This is a genomic window from Paenibacillus odorifer, assembly GCF_000758725.1.
Classification (GTDB): Bacteria; Bacillota; Bacilli; order Paenibacillales; family Paenibacillaceae; genus Paenibacillus_AQ; species Paenibacillus_AQ odorifer.
Map to the genome: position 1 here is coordinate 2,368,160 of NZ_CP009428.1, position 20,982 is coordinate 2,389,141.

Below are 20,982 nucleotides of genomic sequence, written 5' to 3' on the forward strand. Positions count from 1 at the left end.
GTTAACTCTGAAGTTGTTCCTGTGCGTATTGTGCGGCATAACGCCGTTGAACTTTGATAAGCCGAGACAATAGCAGGGTCGCACCGATGGCAAGACCGGTAATAAGACCAATCCAGTAGCCGAATGCTCCTAGATCTGTGTAAGTTGCAAGTACATAACCTGTAGGTAAGCCAATTACCCAATAGGCAATAAAACAAATGATAAAGGCTGGGTTAACATCCTTATATCCGCGAAGCGCACCTTGAGTAGGTGTAGCAATCGCATCTGAGATTTGAAAAAAGATTGCATAGATCAGGAAATGCTGAATTAACGAGATGACATCGGGTTCATCTGAATATAGACCAGCTACATGATTTCCGGCAAACAAGAGTAATAAAGCTGTGGCCAGTGAAAGGATTGCCGCCAGTCCGATACCCATTATGGCATATTGGCGTGCATCCTTTTGTCTGCCAGACCCGGTCTCGAAGCCGACGAGGATGGTAAGGCTGATGCAAATACTGAGCGGAATCATATAAAGTGTTGTTGCAAAATTGATTGCTGCCTGATGCGCGGCAATTGTTACGGTATCAAATCGGCTCATTAACAAGGTTACAGCGGAAAAGACAGCTGTTTCGAAAAAAATTGAGAAACCGATGGGTACTCCGATTTTGAGCAAATCTTTAATGCTGTTTAACGATATAAAATAGAACTTACGGAATAATCTGAGATTTACAAAGGCCTGAGAACGATATATGAACAGTAGAGCAACGGCAAATATAACCCAATAGGTAATAGCTGAAGCGACCCCAGCACCAACGCCCCCGAGACGAGGGAATCCGAAGTTCCCGAAGATGAGCAAATAGTTCAAACCTACATTTACAGGCAAAGCTATTAGTGTAATACACATGGATACGCGTGTTTGCCCTAAAGCGTCTATACAGCTACGAAGTACCGTATATCCAAACAGGGGGATAATTCCGAACGAAATAGCACTGAGAAAGCGGAAAGCAACATCTCTTACACCAGACTCCAAGTTCATAAAATTAAGAATAGGTGACAAGGCAAAGCTGCCAATCAGCAAGACGATGATCGAAACAATCAGTGACAGCCAAATACCTTGTGTGACTTGAAAGGCAACATCCTTATCCTTTTTGCTCCCGATGAGCTGTGAAACAATAGGTGTGATCCCCATAAGAATACCGCTGAGACCGGTTTGGATTGGAATCCAAAGACTAGTTCCTATCGCAACTCCTGCCAGATCGACGGTTCCGAATTTACCGGACATATTAGTATCAAAGAAGGTGATCGCGGATAAAGCAATTTGTGTAACAAGGATTGGGAATAAAATATGAAAAAATTGTCCTGCCTTTTGTTTTAAAGAGGTGGTCTGTATCATAATTCTGTGCCTCATTCTTTATGATTTTTCAAGGAATAGGTTAAATAGTTCAATAAGTTTCCGTTAAAAGACCCGGCAGACGCCGGGTCTTTAGCATACATATATCAGATCAGCTATAAATAATAAGGGCTGTATTCATTGTTTTTCGTAATCAACATCGGCAGTATAGCGATTGTTGGCGTTCCAGAGAAGGAACTCATCCACGTTCTCATCTTTTAAAGCGCGGATTTGATCTTCCACCTGTTTTTTACCATATTTCACATAATGACCACTTCCGAGCCAGCTTGCTGTAAAGTCTTGAATCCAAGGTCGAATAACGGGTTTATAGCTGCCCAGTGGATCAAGCTTCTTATGTGTATCAACCATGGAACCTTTGATTGTAGCGTAAGGATCTAAGTCGGGCTCTTTCACGCCAAACCATCCCGTTGAATAGTGGCTTGGATAAACCATTGGACTGATAACATCCACATTCTTGGATATTTTAACAAAGTCCTGGCCGATACCCTCAGCAGGGGCAGATGCGGCATATCCAAAAATATCTACGGACACACGGACACCAAGTGGAGCTAGCTCTGCTTTGGCATATTTAACAAAATTAGATACGATTTCTACGCGTGAGTCAGTGGTTTTAGTGTATTTAAGGGTATCAGCACGTTTTTCGAATCCTTCCGGAAAACGAACATAGTCGAACTGAATTTCTTTGAAGCCGAGCTTAACAGCTTCCTTGGCGATATCCACATTGTATTTCCACACATCTTCATTATAAGGATTAACAAAGCTGTCGCCGCCCTTATTCTTCCATACAGTGCCGTCAGTATTAACAAAAGACATCTGCGGGTTCTTTTTGGCAAGAATGGAGTCTTTAAAAACAACAATCCGGGCGATAGGATAGACATCATGTTTCTTCAAACGTTCCATTAACTTATTGATATCTCCAATAAAAGGCTGAGGGTTACCGAGCTTCTGGAGGTCGGTATTATCGGTCTTATACGTGATATAACCCGCATCGTCCTTAATGTCTATTACCATTGAGTTAAGTTCGGTTTGGTCAAGCAATGTAAGCAGCTTTTCCATTCGTTCCCCACCAGCACTGTAGGCGGTAACATAAATGCCTTTTACTTTGGGTGCGTCTGGTTGTGGATCGGTGTGTAACATACTTTCTGAGTTTGTTGCTTCAGGTGAAGCGCTTGGAGCTGGAGTTGCTACATTCGAATTGTTGTTTTGTTGTGCAATGATGGGGGGATTTATGGCGGACTTCAAAGCGATCGCCACTTCAGCGTCATGTTGGTTCTGTTGTACGCCTACGCTTCCCAAGGCCATCATCAGTAGAGCCCAGGTGATGTTCATTCGTTTTTCTCTCCCTTTATGTACTTTCCCCTAAATTATATAGGAACGGTTGCTCCCAAAAAGAACAGTGTTGTAACAATATTAGCTCAGATTGGGAATAAAAAACCGCCTTTGTTGTTTATAAACGAGATGTATGGATTCGAAACGGTATGAAAAAAGTAAATGCCGCCTTAAATCGGCAACAGGGCCGAACCCAAGGCGGCAACTATCAAGACTTCTCTTGCGGCTTGCTCATTGAAGATACGCAGAATTCTGATGTTCACAGATGCTGTAATGGATAATATCCATGGCATCTGCAGGTTCCAGAATACTTAGCCCGTCTCGCAGAACGATTACTGAATTTAATTCGTCCTGTTTGAGAAACGGCATCATATCAGGATACCACCTCATGACGATTGCTGACAGTTTTACCGTTTCCATTTCCACAAAAATCACCCTTTCCTTTTTCGATAGTTCTGAATAGATTCAGTGTTCATCGGAAAACGAAGTGCTTTGGAAAAAAGAGGGGTAAATCTCAATCTTTATGAAATTGTTAGGGTTCTGCGTGTGTATAATATATCATAATTCTGAGATTGGTGCATTTTCCAATACTAGGAATTTTTATTTCCTCATTTTGTCTTTCCGGAAGGAACCCATAACACCAACTGTTTCAACAATATTTACAAAAGCTTGAGGATCTGTCGTGCGGATGATACGTTGCAGCTCTGCAAGTTCGTAGCGGGTTGTTACCGTCATTAGCATGTCCTTTTCAACGTGAGAATAAGCACCTTCTGTTTTAATCTTTGTGACACCTCGTTGAAGGCCTATTAGATGTTGCAGTAATTCATCTGTACGGTTTGTTACAATATATACAGTCACCTTTAAGTGGCTGATATGAATCATATCCAACACTTTACCTGTTACATATATAGATACCATTGATGAAAGTGCTAAATTCCAGTTCTGGTCAAGATAAGCGGCCGCCAGGATAACAAGTCCATTTAAACTTACTACTACATTGCCGACCGGGAAATCTCGGTATTTAGTGATAATTGAACCCAAGATGTCAAAACCTCCGGAAGAACCTCCTGCACGGAAGGAGATACCACAGCCAATCCCAACGAGAACTCCGCCAAACACAGAGGACAGCAGCATATCTGTAGCCACCAGATGCTCGGGAATCACTGTTAAGAACCAGGTTGTAAACACAACGGACAACATGCTCATAATAATAAATCTCCGGCCTAACTGGAACCAGCCTGCAGCCAGCAGAGGAATATTAAAGAGCAAGTATAGGAGGCTTATGTTTAATGGAGTGAAATAACCCACTAACATGGAAAGCCCAGATACACCACCACTTAGTAAACGGTGTGGAATTAAAAATAGATTAAATCCACTGGCGATCAGTGCTGCCCCTAAAAAAACAACCAAACAATTCAAAATCTGTCTTAACAAGTAAATCCACCCTTATATATATATTTAAAAAAATAAAACATGAAAGCAATGAAAAGAAAGGAACCCACTGGTATTCTCACATGTGTTTGTGATATAATGTATAGGATATTCTTGAGTAGAACGTTACAATGGTATTTTTGCATTGCATCGGATGTAAAGCTACAGTTGCTCAGGTACAACAAGGTACCTGATGATTAGGGAGGCTTTTCGTCCCAAAAGCGCTATATCATGCAGAAAATAGAGCATGATTGGACAGCCTATAAATGTGTTTACCGCTACTTAAGAATACAGACAAGCATGTGGAATGTCCACTGTATAGAAGGAGCATGAATAATTTGAAAACATTCGCAGAATTTGGCTTGGAGCCAAAAGTGCTACAAGCAATCACAGAGTTAGGATTTGAGGAGGCAACACCGATACAGGAACAGTCGATCCCATTAGCATTGACTGGGTCGGATCTGATCGGTCAAGCTCAGACTGGTACAGGTAAGACTGCTGCTTTTGGTATCCCCCTCATTTCGAAGATTAACCGTGAAGACGAAAAAATCTTGGCCCTTATTATGGCACCAACACGTGAGTTGGCCATCCAAGTGTCAGAAGAAATTGGCAAACTAAGCCGTTTCAAAGGTCTTCGCTCGTTGGCGATTTATGGCGGACAGGATATTGGACGTCAAATCCGTGGATTGAAAAAGAAACCACAAATCATTATTGGTACACCTGGTCGTTTGCTCGATCACATCAACCGTAAAACGATCCGTTTGGATGATGTTCAAACCGTTGTATTGGATGAAGCAGATGAAATGCTGGATATGGGCTTTATGGAAGATATTCAGACTATCCTGAAGCTCGTTCCTGTAGAACGTCAAACCATGTTGTTCTCTGCTACAATGCCACCAAACATTCAACGCCTAGCTCAACAATTTCTTAACAACCCGCAACATGTCTCCGTTATTCCGAAACAAATCAGTGCCCCACTGATTGATCAAGCTTATGTGGAAGTGCCTGAGCGTCAAAAGTTTGAAGCTCTTAGTCGTTTGATTGATATGGAATCACCTGAATTAGCTATCGTATTCGGACGTACTAAGCGCCGGGTTGATGAGCTTGCTGAAGCTTTGCAAAAACGCGGATATTCTGCTGATGGATTGCATGGTGACTTGTCACAGAACCAACGTGATGCTGTAATGCGTAAATTCCGTGATGGCAGCATTGACGTGCTGGTAGCTACTGACGTAGCGGCACGTGGTCTGGACGTATCCGGCGTAACTCACGTAATTAACTTTGACTTGCCACAAGATCCTGAAAGCTATGTACACCGTATTGGTCGTACAGGACGCGCAGGTAAAGAAGGTACGGCTTGGTCATTCGTTACTCCACGCGAAATTGATCACCTGCATTTGATCGAACGTGTTACTCGTCACCGGATTACTCGTAAACCTTTGCCAACAATGGCTGAAGCTATTGAAGGTAAACAACGCGTTACTGCTGAGCGTTTGCTTGAAGTGGTAGAAAGCGGAGAGTTGAACGAGTACAAAGGAATTTCTATTCAATTGCTTGAGCAATATGATTCCGTACAATTGTTGTCCGCAGCTATGAAGCTTCTCACTGGCGACAAGAAGGATTCCGCAATTGAATTGACTCCTGAAGATCCAATTCGTGCTAAACGTCGTGGTGGCAAAAACGATATCCGCAGTGGTCGTAAACCTAATGGTGGTTATGGCGGAAACCGTGGTACTTCCGGTGGCAGCGGTAGCGGTGGCGGATACCGTGGTAACCGTGATAATAACGGTGGCGGTAGTCGTGGTGGCTATAGCAGCGGTGGCAGCAACTACGGTAGCGGCAGTGGCGGCTATGGCGGTGGCTATAAAGGCAACCGTGATGGCGCACCAGCTCGTGACGGTAGTGCAAACCGCAGCGCAGAGCGTAAACCATACACTCGTCCAAGCAGCACGAGCACTCGTCCTGCAAAACGTGAAGATTTCGATAATTAATACTTCGTCAAGATACCAAAGAAGACGAGATGCCGCATTGCGGTTCTCGTCTTCTTTTTGCTGAAATATAAGGATGTTTGGTGAATTGTTATGTCCTTAGTAGGGCGCGAATTTGTTTTGTGTGATATTAGTATCCGAATGTACGAGTGATGATAACGAGCAAGATAAACAATACGAGGATCGTGCCTGTAGAAGTCCAACCGCCGAAGCCAACAGGTGTAGACATGAGATAACCTCCTTTAGAATGTGGGGATTTTGGTATTTCTTATGGTTACAATCCTAATATATGGACTATAAAGGCTTTACGTATAGACGATAGTCTATAATTCAGAAAGTTGGGCTATGGAAATGAGGAGGTCAAATGAGGTATAGTTAAGATATGTAGTATGTAAGAGACAGAGGAGGAAGGGAATTGGAGTTTAAAGGAGCAATGGGCGGCTTATACCGCGTGACAGAATGGATTTCACGTATCGCAGGCAGTAATATCTTATGGGCACTATGTTCCGCCCCGTTTTTGTTTTTTGGTGTTTTAAAGATGATTATGTTAGGGACAGGCGCAGGTGGAGCGAACGAGCAAATTACATTGAACTGGGCAATGGGGATTTTAGCGCCCTTTACGGTGTTTCCAGCTTCAGCCGCTTTATTTACCGTAGTGCGTAAATGGGTAATGGGGAATACGGATGTAGGAACTTTTCGTACATTTTTTCAGGGGTATAAAGAAAATTATGTAAAAAGTATGCTCGGAGGAGTTATCTATACATTGATGTTCGTTGTTATGTACGTTGATGTAACAGTTTACATGACACAAATGCCTAACTTTAGAATTGTTGGTATTTTGATGTTGGTGCTGATGATACTTTTGTCGGTATCCATGTTTAACTTCTTTTCCATTGTGGTTCATTACCAAATGGGCTTCAAGCAAGTGATGACCAATTCTATATTGCTGACTATAGCACGCCCAATTCGTGTGTTCTCTACATTGATTGCAGCCGCAGTTCTTGTTTATATCGGTCTTAGATATCCGGCTCTTTATTTCATTTGTATTCCAACGTTGATTGCAATGGCAGCCTTCTTTAACTTCTACGCTACTTATAATAAGCTACAGCTGCAAGTAGAAAAGAAGAAACTGAAAGAGCAGGAAGAAGCAGAAGCAGCAGCATTGAACAATCGGAATGAATATGACGACGATGACGACGATGATGATGACTACGAGGATGAAATTGATGAAAAGGACACCAAACGCATTTAACAAAAAACTGGATTAGCGTTGGATATTTCCAGGTAATTAATTCCTGTGTAAAAATAAAGCGCATACAGGTTTACTTTTTCGTTAAAACGCAATATAATAATAACAAATCCTGCGATGTACGTTACGGTTACTCGTTGTTTTGAACCAATGATAATGTCTTGGGAGATCTACACGAAGCGCAGCTGAACCGCCCTGTCTATATGACTTGGGGAATTCAAAAACGTTTTCTGCGATCACCCACCTGCTCTAGCAGGTTCAGAAGACACTGTAGCCGGACGGCATAAGCGGGTTTTCTCTTGTTTAAGCCAAGGCGCCCTGTTTCCCCTGAATAATGGGAGCGGGCGCTTTTTTGTATGTCTGGAATAAAGGGAAAGTGAGTTATACCCTTTTGTTCCTGAGACAAGAGTGTTACACTTAGAATAATGAACTTGGGATTTGTAGAGGGGGAAGAATTTTGTCGTTAAAAAGAACCTTGGTTGGCTTATTCCGCAGTCATGATGGAACAAGCGACCGCGCCAAAGATCCGACATTAAAAACGCGTTATTACAATCTAACTAAAGACAAAGCATGGGAAGAAGTTTCATCGACTTTAAAGAAAGTTCCTGGATTTAAGGTGCTTCACGAAGTGGAGTCTGTAGGTGAGATTACTCTTGAGAAGAGAACGGCATTTGGCCGTACGCTGGACATTACGGTATCGGTGCTTAATACGACGCCTGTTCGTTGTGGTGTAGATATGTATTCTGCATCTAGAGGTTCACTTGGTGATCTCGGGGCGAATTACCGTGTGATTCAACGCTTGTATGCATCTTTGGACAAAAAATTAGGAAAATACAAAGCAGACTGATTTTTAGAGGCCCGTCAAACCCTTCTTGCTTAGGGATAGTATGAATGCGTTTACGTAAACGGTGAGCTGCTCAGTGTGTTATCGATAAATCTTTCTATTACAAAAAAAGCGGGAGAAGGATGGACCTTCTGCCGCTTTTTTAACAGAGATTATTAAGTATTGTTGTAATAACCGCTACTGATTGGAGAATTAGAGCAGCTTCTTCACAGCAGCAATAGCATCTTCATAGTTAGGGTGCTCGGTCATTTCACTCAAATATTCAACATATACGATCTTGTCGTTCTTATCCAGAACAAAAATGGAGCGCATATCTAAGCGGAATTCTTTAATCAGCACACCATAGGCTTGTCCGAATGAGGTTGCTTTGTGATCGGATAGAGTAATAACTCGATCGATGCCAGCAGCACCGCACCAACGAGCTTGGGCAAACGGCAGGTCCGTGCTTACAGTGAGAATTACCACATCGTCACCAAGCTCTGCGGCTTCACTGTTGAACCGGCGGGTCTGTGCGTCACATACCCCGGTATCAAGAGAAGGGACAACACTGATCAGCTTGATTTTACCGGCATAATCACTTAGAGACACGTCTTCCAGGAGATTCTTGCTCAGAACAAAATCGGGTGCAGGATCACCAGTTGTTAGCTTAGGTCCTACGAGAGTGATGGGGTTGCCTTTAAAAGTAGCTACGCCTGTTTTTTCTTGCGTCATATCCTTGTTTTCCTCCTCGAATTATAATATTGGATTCTTACTGCCACAATAAATTATAATCTTAATAGCAGGAAGATGTCCAACCGGACAAGATATATATGTAAAGGGATGGGTGTTATGATATTTATTCGGTACGAAAATTGGAAAAGTTATGTCCGGTATTATCCGGTAACCTGTCTGCTCATATTGGCCAATGTGATCATGTTTATCCTGATGGCAGTTAACGGAGGATCAACAAATATTCAAACGCTTGTTGATTTTGGTGCTATAGTTGATGTGAGTCCGTACAAAGAGGAACTGTGGCGCTATCTGGCCGCTATTTTTTTACATAATGGGTTTTCCCATCTGTTCTTTAATTGCTTCGCTCTCCTGGTGTTTGCACCGCCTCTGGAGCGATTGCTGGGCTGGTGGCGTTATGCGCTGCTCTATCTGGCGGGCGGATTTCTGGCAAATGTGCTTACAATTGCGATTAGTGCTCGCTCAGTAGTAGAGTTTGGTACGGTCTCGGTTGGTGCTTCTGGAGCAATCTACGCCATTTATGGTGCATTTTTATACATTGCAGTTATTCAACGGGCCATGATGGATGAGGGCTCGCGTAAAACTTTATATGGATTGTTAATAATCGGGATCATTATGTCGTTTGCTACACCAAATGTGAATTGGGTTGCGCATCTCGGAGGTTTGGTTTCTGGCTTTTTCGTATATGGGCTAATTATTCGTATATTCAAAAAAAGCCTAAGACAGGGGCGATGATGGAGTGGAGCTAAGACAGCTGCAATATTTTTTAAAGGTAGCTCAAAAAGAACACGTAACAAGAGCGGCAGAAGAGCTTCATGTAGCGCAGTCTGCGGTAAGCCGTCAGATTCATCAGCTGGAGCAAGAGCTTGGGGTTGATCTATTCATGCAAAAAGGGCGCAATCTGCAGCTTACGCCTGTTGGACAGCTCTTTTGCAAGAAGGTTGAGAGTATCCTTAAGGAGCTGGAGCATTCGGTAAATGAGGTGCATGAATTTCTGGATCCTGAGCGTGGAGAGATTCGGATCGGATTCCCGCATAGTCTTGGTACACATCTCATCCCGACTATCGTTGCAGATTTTCGTAAATATTATCCTCATGTCAAATTTCGTTTTAAACAAGGATCTTACCCTTCTTTGATAAAAGACGTATTGTCTGGAGAAGTGGACTTAACTTTCATTTCGCCTTTTCCGGAGAATGATGAGCATGTCTCGGGGGATATTGTAATGACTGAAGAGTTGTTTGCGATTCTTCCTCAGAATCACAGGTTGGCAGGAGAGTCTGAGATCCGGTTGGAACAGCTGCAAAAAGAGAAGTTTGTTCTATTCAGCCAAGGCTATTCGTTAAGACCTATCGTTTGGCAAGCTTGCTTGCAGGCGGGATTTCAACCGCAGATTGCATTTGAAGGCGGAGAGACCGATACCATTCGTGGTTTGGTGGCCGCAGGGATGGGTGTAAGCCTGCTTCCGGAGATGGCGTTCTATCAGACGAATCCTCTTCAACCAGCTCAGGTGAGGGTTGTGGAGCCTGCGGTGACGAGAACGGTTGGCTTGATCTACCGTACAGATAGTAAATTGCCGCTGGTGGCACGTTCCTTTCGGACTTTTTTAATCTCCTACTTTAAAGCTAGACAAAATAATACCCCGGTCGGCTCTTAGCCTTCCGGGGTTTTTGTTGTTTAGAGGTATGCGATATTAGTCGCGGTTGCCTAAAAAGACGGTGATTAAGCGAAGCAGTTCAAGCAAGGATACTAGAGCAGCGGCAACATAAGTTAATGCAGCGGCGTTGAGAACCTTTGCTACTCCGCGTTCTTCTTCGTTACGGATGAAACCTTGTTCTACCATGACCTGACGAGCCCGGTTACTGGCGTTGAATTCTACAGGCAGGGTTACGAGCTGGAATGCAACAGCAGCTGAGAAGAAAATGATACCCAAGCCTATAAGATTAAAGTAACCGAAGATGAAACCTGCCATCAGCATGAAAGGCGCGACACCTGATGCGAAATTAACTACCGGGAACATCCGGTGACGAAGTGTCAACATAGGGTAACTTACTTTATGCTGAATCGCGTGGCCTACTTCGTGACAAGCGACAGAGATTGCAGAGATGGAGCTTTCATAATACACAGGCTCTGATAAGCGTACAACCCTGTGGATGGGGTCATAATGGTCTGAAAGTGTGCCTCTTACAGGTTCAATCGGAACATCGTGTAAGCCATTGGCGTCGAGCATACGTCTAGCTGCTTCATATCCAGTCAGGCCGTTCGAATTAGCTACCTTCGACCATTTGCTGAAGGTTCCTTTAACTCTAAACTGTGCCCACAATGAGAAAAGAAAGGCAATAATTACTAACAGGTACATAAACATAGGTGCATTCCTCCACTGTATTGTAAATATGGTATTTACATTGGCGGTCCTTGCGTAAGCAATAGCCGGATCGCTTCCATGCAGGCTAATCCCTGAGGGAGCAGATTTGAAAGTACGCGACTGGCCTGTCCTGGCTTCAAACCACTTATAAGAGGTTCAAGGGCTTTTACTTCCCGTTCTAGCCGCTGCATTTGCTGCTCTAACTCGACTAATTTATCAGAGACGTCGGTTTCTGGTGTTGCCTCATTCCATTTGCCTAGCATAGATTTGATTTCTTCCAATGAATACTTGTCATGCTTTAATTGAGTAATACGTTCTAAAGCAGCCAAGGTTTCATGGCTGTATAGCCGATAATTTTTGGTGCTTCTAGATTCCGGGGAGATTAATCCCAGTTTCGTGTAATAATCAATAGTTCGTTCACTAATGTGAGCAGCCTTAGCTAATTCTCCAATTCGATACAAAATCATATCCCCATTTAATCTCGCCTCACTAATTGAATACGACTGCCGATAAGTGGCGGTCATCTTCTAAATTGATGGTTTCTTATGCTATCTGTAATGATAACAAACTGGAAACCATACAGTCAAACGTCATACTTTCATAAAGTATATGCAGCAAAGAAGGGTTAATTCATGAACGGTGATCTGTAGTTTCTATACAATACACTCAAACTCAAAGGGATATCAAATTTGAAGAATGATTGGGGATGAAAACTATAAGTTACCCCAATACATAACATTAAATGTTATGTATTTTGTGATTTTGGTAAAAGATGCGTTCAATAATTAGGTAATATAAATGAGATTGTACACGTAGTTATTTTAATGAAAATGCAGCTAGAATCAGGCCTTTTGGACCTCTAGTCCATTAGTACTGTGAAAATTTCGTGTGCTCAAATAAAATAAAATAAAAACATTCCCAAAATAGTCTTGTCAATTTACCTGACTTCTGATTATAATGACATTAAGAGTTTCACGCTTTGTTAGAAAATATAACATTGGGGAGTGGGGTAAAAATGAAAAAGAAATGGTTGATGATGTTACTGGCCATGATTACACTGATGATTTATCCGGTAAGTGCTTTTGCAGCGGATGGTCCGACGAACGTTGACTTACAAGTCGGATTGGACACAGCGTTTACCTTCCTGGCATTCATTTTAGTATTCTTTATGCAAGCAGGGTTTGCAATGCTCGAAGCGGGTTCGGTTCGGATGAAGAATGCAGGGCACGTAGCAGGTAAGACAGTACTTACCCTGGCTATCGCAAGTCTTTGCTTCTGGGCTATCGGCTTTGGACTTGGTTTCGGTAACGGCAATGGCTTCTTCGGTACTACAGGCTTCTTGTACGGAGGAGATTCAACCGCAGCTTCTTTTGAATCACTTGCATTTTCTGATGTTACTTTAAATGTTAAATTCTTATTCCAAATGGCCTTTGCAGCAGTTTCCTTGGCTATCGTATCTGGTGGTATGGCAGAACGTGCGAAGCTAAGTGTGTATATCATTTTCGGAATTTTGTTCTCCGTCGTAATTTATCCAGTTGTAGCTCACTGGGTATGGGGCGGTGGCTGGTTGGCTGAGCTGGGAATGCAAGATTATGCAGGTTCCACAGTTGTCCATCTTACAGGTGCAACGGCAGCAGTGGTAGCAACCATATTGCTTAAGCCTCGGCTTGGTAAGTTTAATAAAGAAGGAAAACCAGTGATTATTCCAGGTCATAACCAAGTATTTACTGTACTCGGTGTTATTATCCTCTGGTTTGGTTGGTTCGGATTCAATCCAGGTAGTGCTTTGTCCCCAATGGGCGGTTTCTTCGGTCACGTAGCCCTAACAACGAACATCGCAGCAGCAGCAGGTGGTTTGGCGGCATTGATTGCTTCTTGGTTGTACTTTGGTAAGTCTGATATTCCAGCAATGCTGAATGGTGTTCTGGCTGCATTGGTTGCAATCACAGGAGCGTGTGCTTTCGTTGATCCATGGGCAGCAATCATTATTGGTTTTGTAGCCGGTGCTTTTACATTCATGACTTCCCAATGGCTGGAACGTGCAGGGCTTGATGATCCAATCTATGCTTTCTCGGTGCATGGTATTGCGGGGATGTGGGGTGCAGTTTCAACGGGTCTGTTCGCTGTACCTGAGCTTATTACTAAAGGCGGCTTGGTAGGTGAAGCTGGGTTGTTCTACGGTGGCGGTTTCCATCAACTAGGGGTTCAAGTGCTGGGTGTGGTAGGAACATTTGTTTTCGTAGCCGTTCTTTCTTTCATCATCTTATATGTAATGAAGGTAACTATCGGACTTCGTGTTACAGAAGAAGAAGAATTGATGGGTCTGGATATCAGTGAGCATGGTACTTACGGATACCCTGAACAAATGAAATTGATCGCAGATTCGGAATCCAAAACCCTTAAACAATAATATTTCACCTCGGACAGGGAGGCGGACCGTGTGGCATCGATGGAGTTAACAGATGAGTATAATGAAGAAAGCTTTAGGACCATCGTATTGGCCGGTTCGTCAGAGGAGCTTAGGGAGAGGCGTGTTGCCTGTCAAAAAGTACTTCTCGAACAGTTGAATGTTATTCCTATAGAGGAATGGATGTTCCGTGTGAATACTATGCATGATCTTATTGCCCAAACCGCAGTACTCATATGTGAGGCGCAGATGAAAGAGGCGGGCTATGGCCCGCCTCCCTGTGCTTATTCCTTTATTGTGTTTGGCAGCAGTGGGAGACAGGAGGCAACGCTTTGGAGCGATCAGGATAATGGCCTGATAGTCGAAGGAGAGCCTGATGGGGAAAAAAATCGCTATTTCGAATTTTTCGGAACTTTGTTATCCGATATGCTTGAAGAAGTAGGGTATGAGAGATGTGCGGGGAAGGTGATGTGCTCCCAAGTTATGTGGCGTAAGACATTATCTGAATGGATAGAGCAGCTTGATAGCTGGAGAAATCAGTTGGAATGGGAGCCGATCCGGTATCTTATTATCTCTTCTGATATGCGTCATGTGGCAGGAAGCGTGGAGTTATCAGCGAAGTGGCAAGAAGCTTTCTATGAAGGCTTTGCGGACAATGAGCAGCTGTCTAATGCTGTTCTTCGCAATACAGTACGCCATAAAGCGACTTTGAATTTACTGGGACAGGTGTTAACAGAACGGTTTGGTGATTATGCAGGCGGATTTGATGTTAAGTATGGGGTCTATATTCCGTTAGTGAACATTGTTAGACGGTTGTCCTTACTACATGGCATTAGAGCTGGCTCGACATTAGAGCGGATTGAAGCGCTTGATAGGCTTGGGAAATATCAACATTTAGAGGATATTCGCAGAGCTTTCTTGTTAGCAATGCGGTTGCGAGTGAACACGCCATATAGTGTTCAGGACGGATTGTTAATCAGCAGTGATTATGTAGCTGAGAGTGAATTGAAGAATAAGCAGCTGCTGTCTGAGCTGCGTGAAAGCCTGCTGCTTGTCAGACGCCTTCATCGGGCGCTGCAGCGTCAGCTCCGCTCAGCGGAAAGGTGGCGGTCATGAGGGAGCCGAACAAAAGCGGAGGATTCTGGAGTAATCTAAGACAAGGTGGAATGCCCTCGGCTATCGCTTCGATGAGAGGTGGGGAAACTGCGCAACAGACTGCGCAGCAAATGGCCTTTATTCGATCTTTGATGCGAGAGAAGCGGCGTCCTGAGGTCCTGCATACCCCATTGTCTGAACTAGAGACAGTGATCTTTGATTTAGAGACGACAGGCTTTTCCCATCAGCATGGGGATGAGATTATGTCTTTTGGAGCCGTCAAGGTTGTTGGAGAGCAGATTAAAGAAGAAGAATGCTTTTATACACTGGTGAACTGTCAGACGGCTATTCCGGAGGATATTACAAGGCTGACTGGGATTACGGAAGAAATGACACAATCCGCTCCCTCCTTAATGGATGGTCTTCATAATTTTATGTCCTTTGTAGGTCAGAATGTGCTGGTGGCACATGCAAGCTCACATGATAAGGCTTTTCTTAATGCTGCTTTATGGAAAACCTCTAAAGTTCAGCTTACACACCGTGTGCTGGACACGATGATGTTAGCGCGTTGGCTTGAGCCACAACGAAGTAATTATTCGCTGGATGAGCTGCTATATGTGCACGAAATTCCGATTCATGGCCGTCATCATGCCTTGGAAGACGCAAAGATGACAGCGCAGCTGTGGGTGATCTACCTTCGGGAAATTTCGGAGCGCGGCCAAGTGGATACCTTGGGAGATCTCTATGCTTATTTAAGTAGAACGTGAAGCGGGGCTTGGGATAAACCGCGGGACAAATTACCGTGGTCATCAGGCAAACGCTCAATATAAAATCCGTTCAGAATTGGATTGCCGCTGTCTTTGGTGTTGGGAGAACCTATAAGATAGAGGGCAAACTCAGGTCCTAGTGCTGTTAATCCTTTATAATCGGCAACTGAAGGGATAGGTGCTGAATGTGGGTGGGAATGAAATAGACCGATGATTGTCGGTTCGTTGTAAAGAACATTAATCCACTCTTCGGGGTGGGGAGTGAAGGTGTGCAGCGGGTCTGGCGCTACGTTGCGCAAGGGTACGTAAGTATCAATGAGCATGCCACCCGCTGCGGCAGCACCCAGCAGGACTCCGCATGCTTCATGCGGATAACAGGACAGCAGGTGCTTCCCCAGTGCTTGCTGTACGGAATATTTCAGTCTTATTGGCTGGACATTTCCCTGGAATGCTGCCATTTGTTCACCCCTCTCTCTTCTTTAGGGTTTCGTCGTAGACGAAACCCTCTTTTTTATTATAAAAGTATATATTATTGTGTAAAATATGAATGGTTTGAAATTTAACCTAATGAGGGTACAATAGTAGAAAACTATTCCAATTGTAAAGGAACAGATGACTATGAAAGCAAGTAACAAATTAAATATAACAGTATTGCTCATAGTTGTATGTGTTGCTGCGTTTGCGGTGTGGCATAATCGTGAGCCAAAAGCAGAAGCTGTGCTTGCGCAGCAAAATGAGCTGCCGATGAAGAGTGGACCTAAGGCTGGACTGCGTGCACCTTCGTTTTCACTTCAGGGAACAGATGGGACTACCTATGTTGTTGATGGCCCCAGAGATAAAGCGGTAATCCTTAATTTCTGGGCTTCATGGTGTGATCCCTGCCAGCAGGAAGCTCCTGAACTTAATACCATGGCCACTAAGTATAAGGATGTTCTAGATATTTACGGTATTAATGTGAGCAGTCAGGATTATAAACCCAATGCTGAACGTTTTATCAAGAAATACGGTCTTGTGTTTCCGGTTATGTTTGATGTAAAAGATGAGGTGTACAGCAAATATAATGGAGCTGTTTTTCCCACCAATGTGCTCATAGATAAGAATGGAGTGATCTCCGAGATTATTTTAGGTATTCTTAGCCCTGAAGAGTTGGAAAAGAAAATAATCAAGCTTACCGAATCATGAAGCGGGCTGTCCATATAAGAGACAGATCTGCTTTTTCTCCAAACAGCAAAAGTCTAAAGATCAGCGATTCTTCTTATTGGAGGATCGCTGATCTGCGTTTTTGGTCATACGCGATTTGCTTTAGTGGACCACAAGCATTAATTTCACTATACCGTGGAGCAGAAATGGCTGGAACCCCGAAGAAAGCCGCGTTAGAACAATTAGGGAATTTCTCCCCATAAATTTGAGATATCGGGTCATTCAACGAATAATTAGGGAAAATATCCCTCTAATTTAGCTGTTTTGGAAAAAAATAATGAAATCACCCTAATTTTTAGGGAGGAATTCCCTATTTCTGTTCATTTATAGCGAATATCGGCTACTTTCAGGGAGTTTTTCCCTAATTACTCTACCGCACCCGCACCCGCACCCGCACCCGCACTCCGCGCACCCCGCGCATCCGTACATCCCGCGCCGCCCACTGCCCACCACCCATAGTTTATGGGCTAAAGTAATAGTCCGTTATATAGCCTATTTAATAAAAAAGAAGCTGCCCTATAAGTAGAATTCTACTTTTGGGAAGCTTCTTTTTTTGTCTTACAAAAGTCTATAAGTGATCAATTAATGATTGACCAGGCCTCTAGGTTCATTGCTGGTTGTCTTCTCATTCTCCAAAGAGAGCTCATTGAGAAGCGCGTAGCGCATACTGTCAACAAGTGCCTCCCAGCTGGCTTCAATTACGTTACTGGAGACACCAACCGTACTCCAGGTGTCTGTGAAGTTCTTGGATTCAATCAATACCCTTACCTTCGCTGCAGTCTGATCCTGTTCATCTATTACACGGACTTTATAGTCGGATAGATGCATTTCCTTTAATTGTGGGAAATAGGTCTGTAATGCTTTACGAAGCGCGTTATCGAGTGCGTTGACTGGACCGTTACCTTCAGCAGCAGTATAAAGATTCTCACTGCCAACTTTCAGTTTAACGAACGCTTCAGATACTACTGGATGTTCTGCGGTTTTCTCAACTAACATCTTGAAGGATTCAAAGGTAAAGGTTTCATTCATCTCGCCGGTAGCTTCCCGAAGGAGTAGCTCCAGTGAGGCATCGGCACCTTCAAATTGATAACCTTGATGTTCCATCGTTTTAATCTTCTCGATCACCCGGCGAGCCTGCTCGCTGCTTGGATCCAGATTTAAACCCATATCCTGCGCTTTGGAGAGTACATTGCTCTGTCCAGCCAGTTCGGAGACCAGCACACGCTGCTTGTTCCCGACAAGCTCAGGAGCGATATGCTCATAGGTCCGTGAATCACGCATGATGGCGGAGACATGGATTCCACCTTTGTGGGCGAAAGCTGCATTTCCGACATAAGGCTGATTTACCGGCAGATTAACATTGGCCACTTCACTAATATAGCGGGCAGTGTTGGTAAGCTGTGATAATGAATCGCCTGGAATACAGTGATAACCCATTTTGATCTGTAGTGTAGGAATAATAGAACATAGGTTGGCGTTGCCACACCGTTCACCGTAACCATTAATGGTACCTTGTACTTGCCGTGCTCCAGCTCCGATGGCGCTAAGTGCATTGGCAACCGCCAGCTCACAGTCATTATGAGTGTGAATTCCGAGATTGGCTCCGGGTAATTGTTGATTTAGAGCGGTAACAATCTCATGAATTTCATAAGGTAAGGTTCCACCGTTGGTATCGCACATTACAAGCCAATCTGCTCCGGCTTCCCGGGCTTTGGACAGAACAGCTGCTGCATATTCAGGATTATTCTTGTATCCGTCGAAGAAATGCTCGGCATCAAAAATCACTTCAAGGCCTTGGCGTTTCAAGTAGGATATGGAGTCGCCGATCATGGCGAGGTTCTCCTCAAGCGTAGTCTGTAATGCAGTGTGTACATGGAAATCCCAAGATTTTCCGACGAGTGTAGCAGCAGGAACCCCTGCGTCAATCATACGTTTTAAATTGTCATCGTTTTCGGCCAAGGAATTCTTACGCCGAGTGCTGCCGAACGCTGTAATTTTGGCGTTCAGATGAAGCTCCTTGACTCTTTTGAAAAATTCAATGTCTTTATTGTTGCTTCCCGGGATGCCACCTTCAATATAGTGCACACCCAGATCATCGAGTTTCTTGGCAATCTTCAGTTTGTCGTCAGCCGACAGACTGATGCCTTCACCTTGGGTGCCGTCGCGTAATGTAGTATCGAAGATGGAGATGGACTTAGACATGAGAGTCCTCCTTATAGGGAAATGAATTTATATATTATAGCATTTTTACGCGGGAATGTAACAAAGAACTTTACAACCTCTTAAGTTGACCTAACCGCAGCGGAGAGTTATTCTAAATTGGACAATATAAAACCTGAGGATAAGAAGGTAGATATTGTGCAGAATGTTGATCAGTATTATCCAACGAGCGGCAGGGTTATCCTGCATGTCGATATGAATGCTTTTTACTGCTCTGTGCATGAGGCAGAGGACCCTGACCAATATAGAGGCAAAGCTACTGCGGTTGCGGGTAGTGTTGAATTGCGGAAAGGGATCATAGTGACTTGTTCCTACGTCGCCCGCAGAATGGGGATTTCGACGGGAATGCAAGTTCAGAAGGCGCTTCGTATTTGTCCATCGCTTATCGTTATTAAACCGGACTTCCATTTATACCGCAAATATTCTAATGCTTTTATGCAGATTGCATATAGCTATACTCCGTTACTGGAAGCAGTGTCCATCGATGAATGTTACCTTGATATAACTGGCTCCAGACAATTCGGTACACCCATGGAAATAGCGGAGATGATTCAGCGCCGTATAATGGAAGAATTGGGCTTGCCATGCTCAGTGGGGATCGCTCCCAATAAGCTGCTTGCGAAGATGGCTTCCGATTTAAAAAAGCCAAACGGCATTTCGGTGCTGCGGCTGCGGGATGTGCCTAAGATTTTATGGGACAAGCCCTGTAATGAAATGTTCGGCATTGGTGGAAAAACAGCAGAAAAGCTCCGCAAACTGGGCATTTACAGTATTGGTCAATTAGCAGCGGCTGATGAAAATATGCTGGTTGAGAATTTCGGAGTTATGGGCTCATGGCTAAAGCGTGCCGGCAACGGTATTGATCATGGGATCGTTAACCCTGAGCGGGAGCAGAGTAAGTCGATTGGGCACACCACAACATTGCCGCGGGATGTCGTAGGTCTTGCTGAGGTACGACCGATTTTGCTGAATTTAAGTGATCAGGTAGCTCGGCGATTGCGTAAGCAAGGTCTTGTTGCCTCAGGGGTACAGCTGACTATTCGGACGCCCGATATGAAGACTATAACCCGCTCGCGTCAGCTAGAGGCTCCTTCGGAGAGTGGGGAGGATATCTACAAGTCCGTCTGCGATCTATATGTTCGTCATTGGAATGGGGAGAAGCCTGTGCGGTTGCTGGGTGTGACCCTGCAGGGCTTGATTGCTAAAGAGGATTCCGCCATTCAGCTTGATTTGTTCGATTACGAACGTCAGCCTAAGAAAGAGTCTCTTAACAAGACTATGGATATGCTGCGTAATAAATTCGGTGAAAATGCAGTGTTAACTGCCGGGATGTTAAGCGATTCTCACTCTGCAAGGCTCCGCAATCATAAAGAACGGGGCACTTCACTGCAAAAGGATAATCTTCTATCTGTCGAGTCTGATAAAGAGTGACAAGAACATTCTATGACATGTCAAAATAGGTGTCGTAGAATGCGTCAGAAATGCAAACGTATTGAAAATCGATTGAAATTGTATTCTTTTTATATTAATATGAGAAAAATAAGACGCTGGTACAACAGCGCTGTATTGCTCAACGGGAGGCAGAGATAAAATGGCTAAGTACACTTGGGTCGAAAAAGACACTTGTATCGCTTGCGGTGCATGTGGCGCAACGGCTCCTGATATTTTTGATTACGATGATGAAGGTTTGGCAGAAGTTATTTATGAAAATGACGGAAACCACGGCATCACAGCGATTCCGGATGATTTGTTTGATGATCTCCAGGATTCTTGTGATGGATGCCCAACCGATTCTATTAAAATTGCGGATGAGCCTTTTAACAAAGAGGGCTAATTAACCGGGATTTTGTAACTTCCAGCACAACATAAAGACATCTCCTGCGAACTTTTGTTCAGCTAGGGATGTCTTTTTTGCGATGTCTGACCGATATTAATGTAGGAAGGAATTATAAAATTTCGGAGGTTCCG

Annotated in this window: 21 protein-coding genes and 1 other RNA gene; 12 read left to right on the plus strand and 10 right to left on the minus strand. The window is 43.9% G+C overall.

All coding sequences use genetic code 11. The annotated features are described in order from the left end of the window. Window position 1 precedes the first annotated feature (1 nt). The 4 genes from PODO_RS09995 to PODO_RS10010 all read right to left on the minus strand — a co-directional run bounded on the left by PODO_RS09995 (window position 2) and on the right by PODO_RS10010 (window position 4,156). A complete protein-coding gene (locus PODO_RS09995; protein WP_038569819.1) occupies window positions 2-1,375 on the minus strand; it encodes an MATE family efflux transporter in 1,374 nt (457 codons plus the stop codon). 135 nt (window positions 1,376-1,510) lie between these two features. Next, window positions 1,511-2,722, minus strand: a complete 1,212-nt coding sequence (locus tag PODO_RS10000; RefSeq protein ID WP_038569821.1) for a putative glycoside hydrolase — start codon at window positions 2,720-2,722, stop codon at window positions 1,511-1,513. Window positions 2,723-2,953: 231 nt separating this feature from the next. Then, window positions 2,954-3,142, minus strand: coding sequence for a hypothetical protein (locus tag PODO_RS10005; RefSeq protein ID WP_036689649.1), 189 nt, complete (start codon window positions 3,140-3,142; stop codon window positions 2,954-2,956). A 180-nt stretch (window positions 3,143-3,322) separates the two neighbouring features. Beyond that, window positions 3,323-4,156, minus strand: a complete 834-nt coding sequence (locus PODO_RS10010) for a YitT family protein (protein WP_036689285.1) — start codon at window positions 4,154-4,156, stop codon at window positions 3,323-3,325. Window positions 4,157-4,491: 335 nt separating this feature from the next. Here PODO_RS10010 and cshA point away from each other — a divergent pair, with 335 nt between their 5' ends. Beyond that, on the plus strand, window positions 4,492-6,144 hold the full coding sequence (gene cshA / locus PODO_RS10015; protein WP_038569823.1) for a degradosome RNA helicase CshA: 1,653 nt from the start codon (window positions 4,492-4,494) through the stop codon (window positions 6,142-6,144). 127 nt (window positions 6,145-6,271) lie between these two features. On the opposite strand, the gene PODO_RS10020 is transcribed toward cshA, so the two are convergent. After that, entirely contained in the window at window positions 6,272-6,370 is a 99-nt protein-coding gene (locus PODO_RS10020; protein WP_036689290.1) for a hypothetical protein, read from the minus strand. 186 nt (window positions 6,371-6,556) lie between these two features. Here PODO_RS10020 and PODO_RS10025 point away from each other — a divergent pair, with 186 nt between their 5' ends. The 3 genes from PODO_RS10025 (at window position 6,557) to PODO_RS10030 (ending at window position 8,237) form a co-directional block, all read left to right on the plus strand. Further along, the gene (locus PODO_RS10025) at window positions 6,557-7,393 is read left to right on the plus strand and encodes a YesL family protein (protein ID WP_036689293.1); all 837 of its coding nucleotides are present in this window, start codon (window positions 6,557-6,559) and stop codon (window positions 7,391-7,393) included. Between the two features lie 103 nt (window positions 7,394-7,496). Then, a non-coding RNA gene (gene ssrS, locus PODO_RS30515) (6S RNA) lies at window positions 7,497-7,688 on the plus strand. 159 nt (window positions 7,689-7,847) lie between these two features. After that, entirely contained in the window at window positions 7,848-8,237 is a 390-nt protein-coding gene (locus tag PODO_RS10030; protein WP_036689295.1) for a DUF1499 domain-containing protein, read from the plus strand. Between the two features lie 189 nt (window positions 8,238-8,426). Here the strand turns inward: PODO_RS10030 and tpx are convergent, their stop codons facing one another. Beyond that, window positions 8,427-8,945 carry a thiol peroxidase gene (tpx, locus tag PODO_RS10035; RefSeq protein WP_038569826.1) on the minus strand — a complete coding sequence of 173 codons (519 nt, stop codon included), beginning with the start codon at window positions 8,943-8,945 and terminating at the stop codon, window positions 8,427-8,429. A 117-nt stretch (window positions 8,946-9,062) separates the two neighbouring features. Between tpx and PODO_RS10040 the strand changes: the two genes are divergently transcribed. Then, the gene (locus PODO_RS10040; RefSeq protein ID WP_038574339.1) at window positions 9,063-9,698 is read left to right on the plus strand and encodes a rhomboid family intramembrane serine protease; all 636 of its coding nucleotides are present in this window, start codon (window positions 9,063-9,065) and stop codon (window positions 9,696-9,698) included. Window positions 9,699-9,702: 4 nt separating this feature from the next. Next, complete coding sequence (gene gltC, locus PODO_RS10045; RefSeq protein WP_036689300.1) at window positions 9,703-10,617, plus strand: glutamate biosynthesis transcriptional regulator GltC; 915 nt, start codon at window positions 9,703-9,705, stop codon at window positions 10,615-10,617. A 36-nt stretch (window positions 10,618-10,653) separates the two neighbouring features. Here gltC and PODO_RS10050 read toward each other — a convergent pair whose 3' ends face one another. Next, a complete protein-coding gene (locus PODO_RS10050) occupies window positions 10,654-11,325 on the minus strand; it encodes a zinc metallopeptidase (protein WP_036689302.1) in 672 nt (223 codons plus the stop codon). A gap of 35 nt (window positions 11,326-11,360) precedes the next feature. Further along, window positions 11,361-11,792, minus strand: coding sequence for a MerR family transcriptional regulator (locus tag PODO_RS10055; protein ID WP_036689305.1), 432 nt, complete (start codon window positions 11,790-11,792; stop codon window positions 11,361-11,363). 548 nt (window positions 11,793-12,340) lie between these two features. On the opposite strand from PODO_RS10055, the gene PODO_RS10060 reads away from it, so the two are divergent. The 3 genes from PODO_RS10060 to PODO_RS10070 are packed head-to-tail and all read left to right on the plus strand — an operon-like array spanning window position 12,341 to window position 15,594. Beyond that, window positions 12,341-13,735: an ammonium transporter gene (locus PODO_RS10060; RefSeq protein WP_036689307.1), complete on the plus strand. Its 1,395-nt coding sequence runs from the start codon at window positions 12,341-12,343 to the stop codon at window positions 13,733-13,735. Window positions 13,736-13,774: 39 nt separating this feature from the next. Beyond that, complete coding sequence (locus PODO_RS10065) at window positions 13,775-14,848, plus strand: DUF294 nucleotidyltransferase-like domain-containing protein (protein ID WP_038574340.1); 1,074 nt, start codon at window positions 13,775-13,777, stop codon at window positions 14,846-14,848. Then, on the plus strand, window positions 14,845-15,594 hold the full coding sequence (locus PODO_RS10070; protein WP_038569828.1) for an exonuclease domain-containing protein: 750 nt from the start codon (window positions 14,845-14,847) through the stop codon (window positions 15,592-15,594). The genes PODO_RS10065 and PODO_RS10070 overlap by 4 nt, the downstream gene beginning before the upstream one ends. Here the strand turns inward: PODO_RS10070 and PODO_RS29980 are convergent. After that, on the minus strand, window positions 15,576-16,052 hold the full coding sequence (locus PODO_RS29980) for a M67 family metallopeptidase (protein WP_051491608.1): 477 nt from the start codon (window positions 16,050-16,052) through the stop codon (window positions 15,576-15,578). The genes PODO_RS10070 and PODO_RS29980 overlap by 19 nt on opposite strands. A 154-nt stretch (window positions 16,053-16,206) precedes the next feature. Between PODO_RS29980 and PODO_RS10080 the strand changes: the two genes are divergently transcribed. Beyond that, complete coding sequence (locus tag PODO_RS10080) at window positions 16,207-16,776, plus strand: TlpA family protein disulfide reductase (protein WP_244886459.1); 570 nt, start codon at window positions 16,207-16,209, stop codon at window positions 16,774-16,776. Window positions 16,777-17,376: 600 nt separating this feature from the next. Here the strand turns inward: PODO_RS10080 and cimA are convergent. Continuing rightward, a complete protein-coding gene (gene cimA, locus PODO_RS10085; protein WP_036689313.1) occupies window positions 17,377-18,996 on the minus strand; it encodes a citramalate synthase in 1,620 nt (539 codons plus the stop codon). 117 nt (window positions 18,997-19,113) lie between these two features. Here cimA and PODO_RS10090 point away from each other — a divergent pair, with 117 nt between their 5' ends. Continuing rightward, entirely contained in the window at window positions 19,114-20,445 is a 1,332-nt protein-coding gene (locus tag PODO_RS10090) for a DNA polymerase IV (RefSeq protein ID WP_370511701.1), read from the plus strand. A 160-nt stretch (window positions 20,446-20,605) separates the two neighbouring features. Beyond that, window positions 20,606-20,848 carry a ferredoxin gene (locus PODO_RS10095; protein WP_036689316.1) on the plus strand — a complete coding sequence of 81 codons (243 nt, stop codon included), beginning with the start codon at window positions 20,606-20,608 and terminating at the stop codon, window positions 20,846-20,848. Window positions 20,849-20,982: the final 134 nt, after the last annotated feature.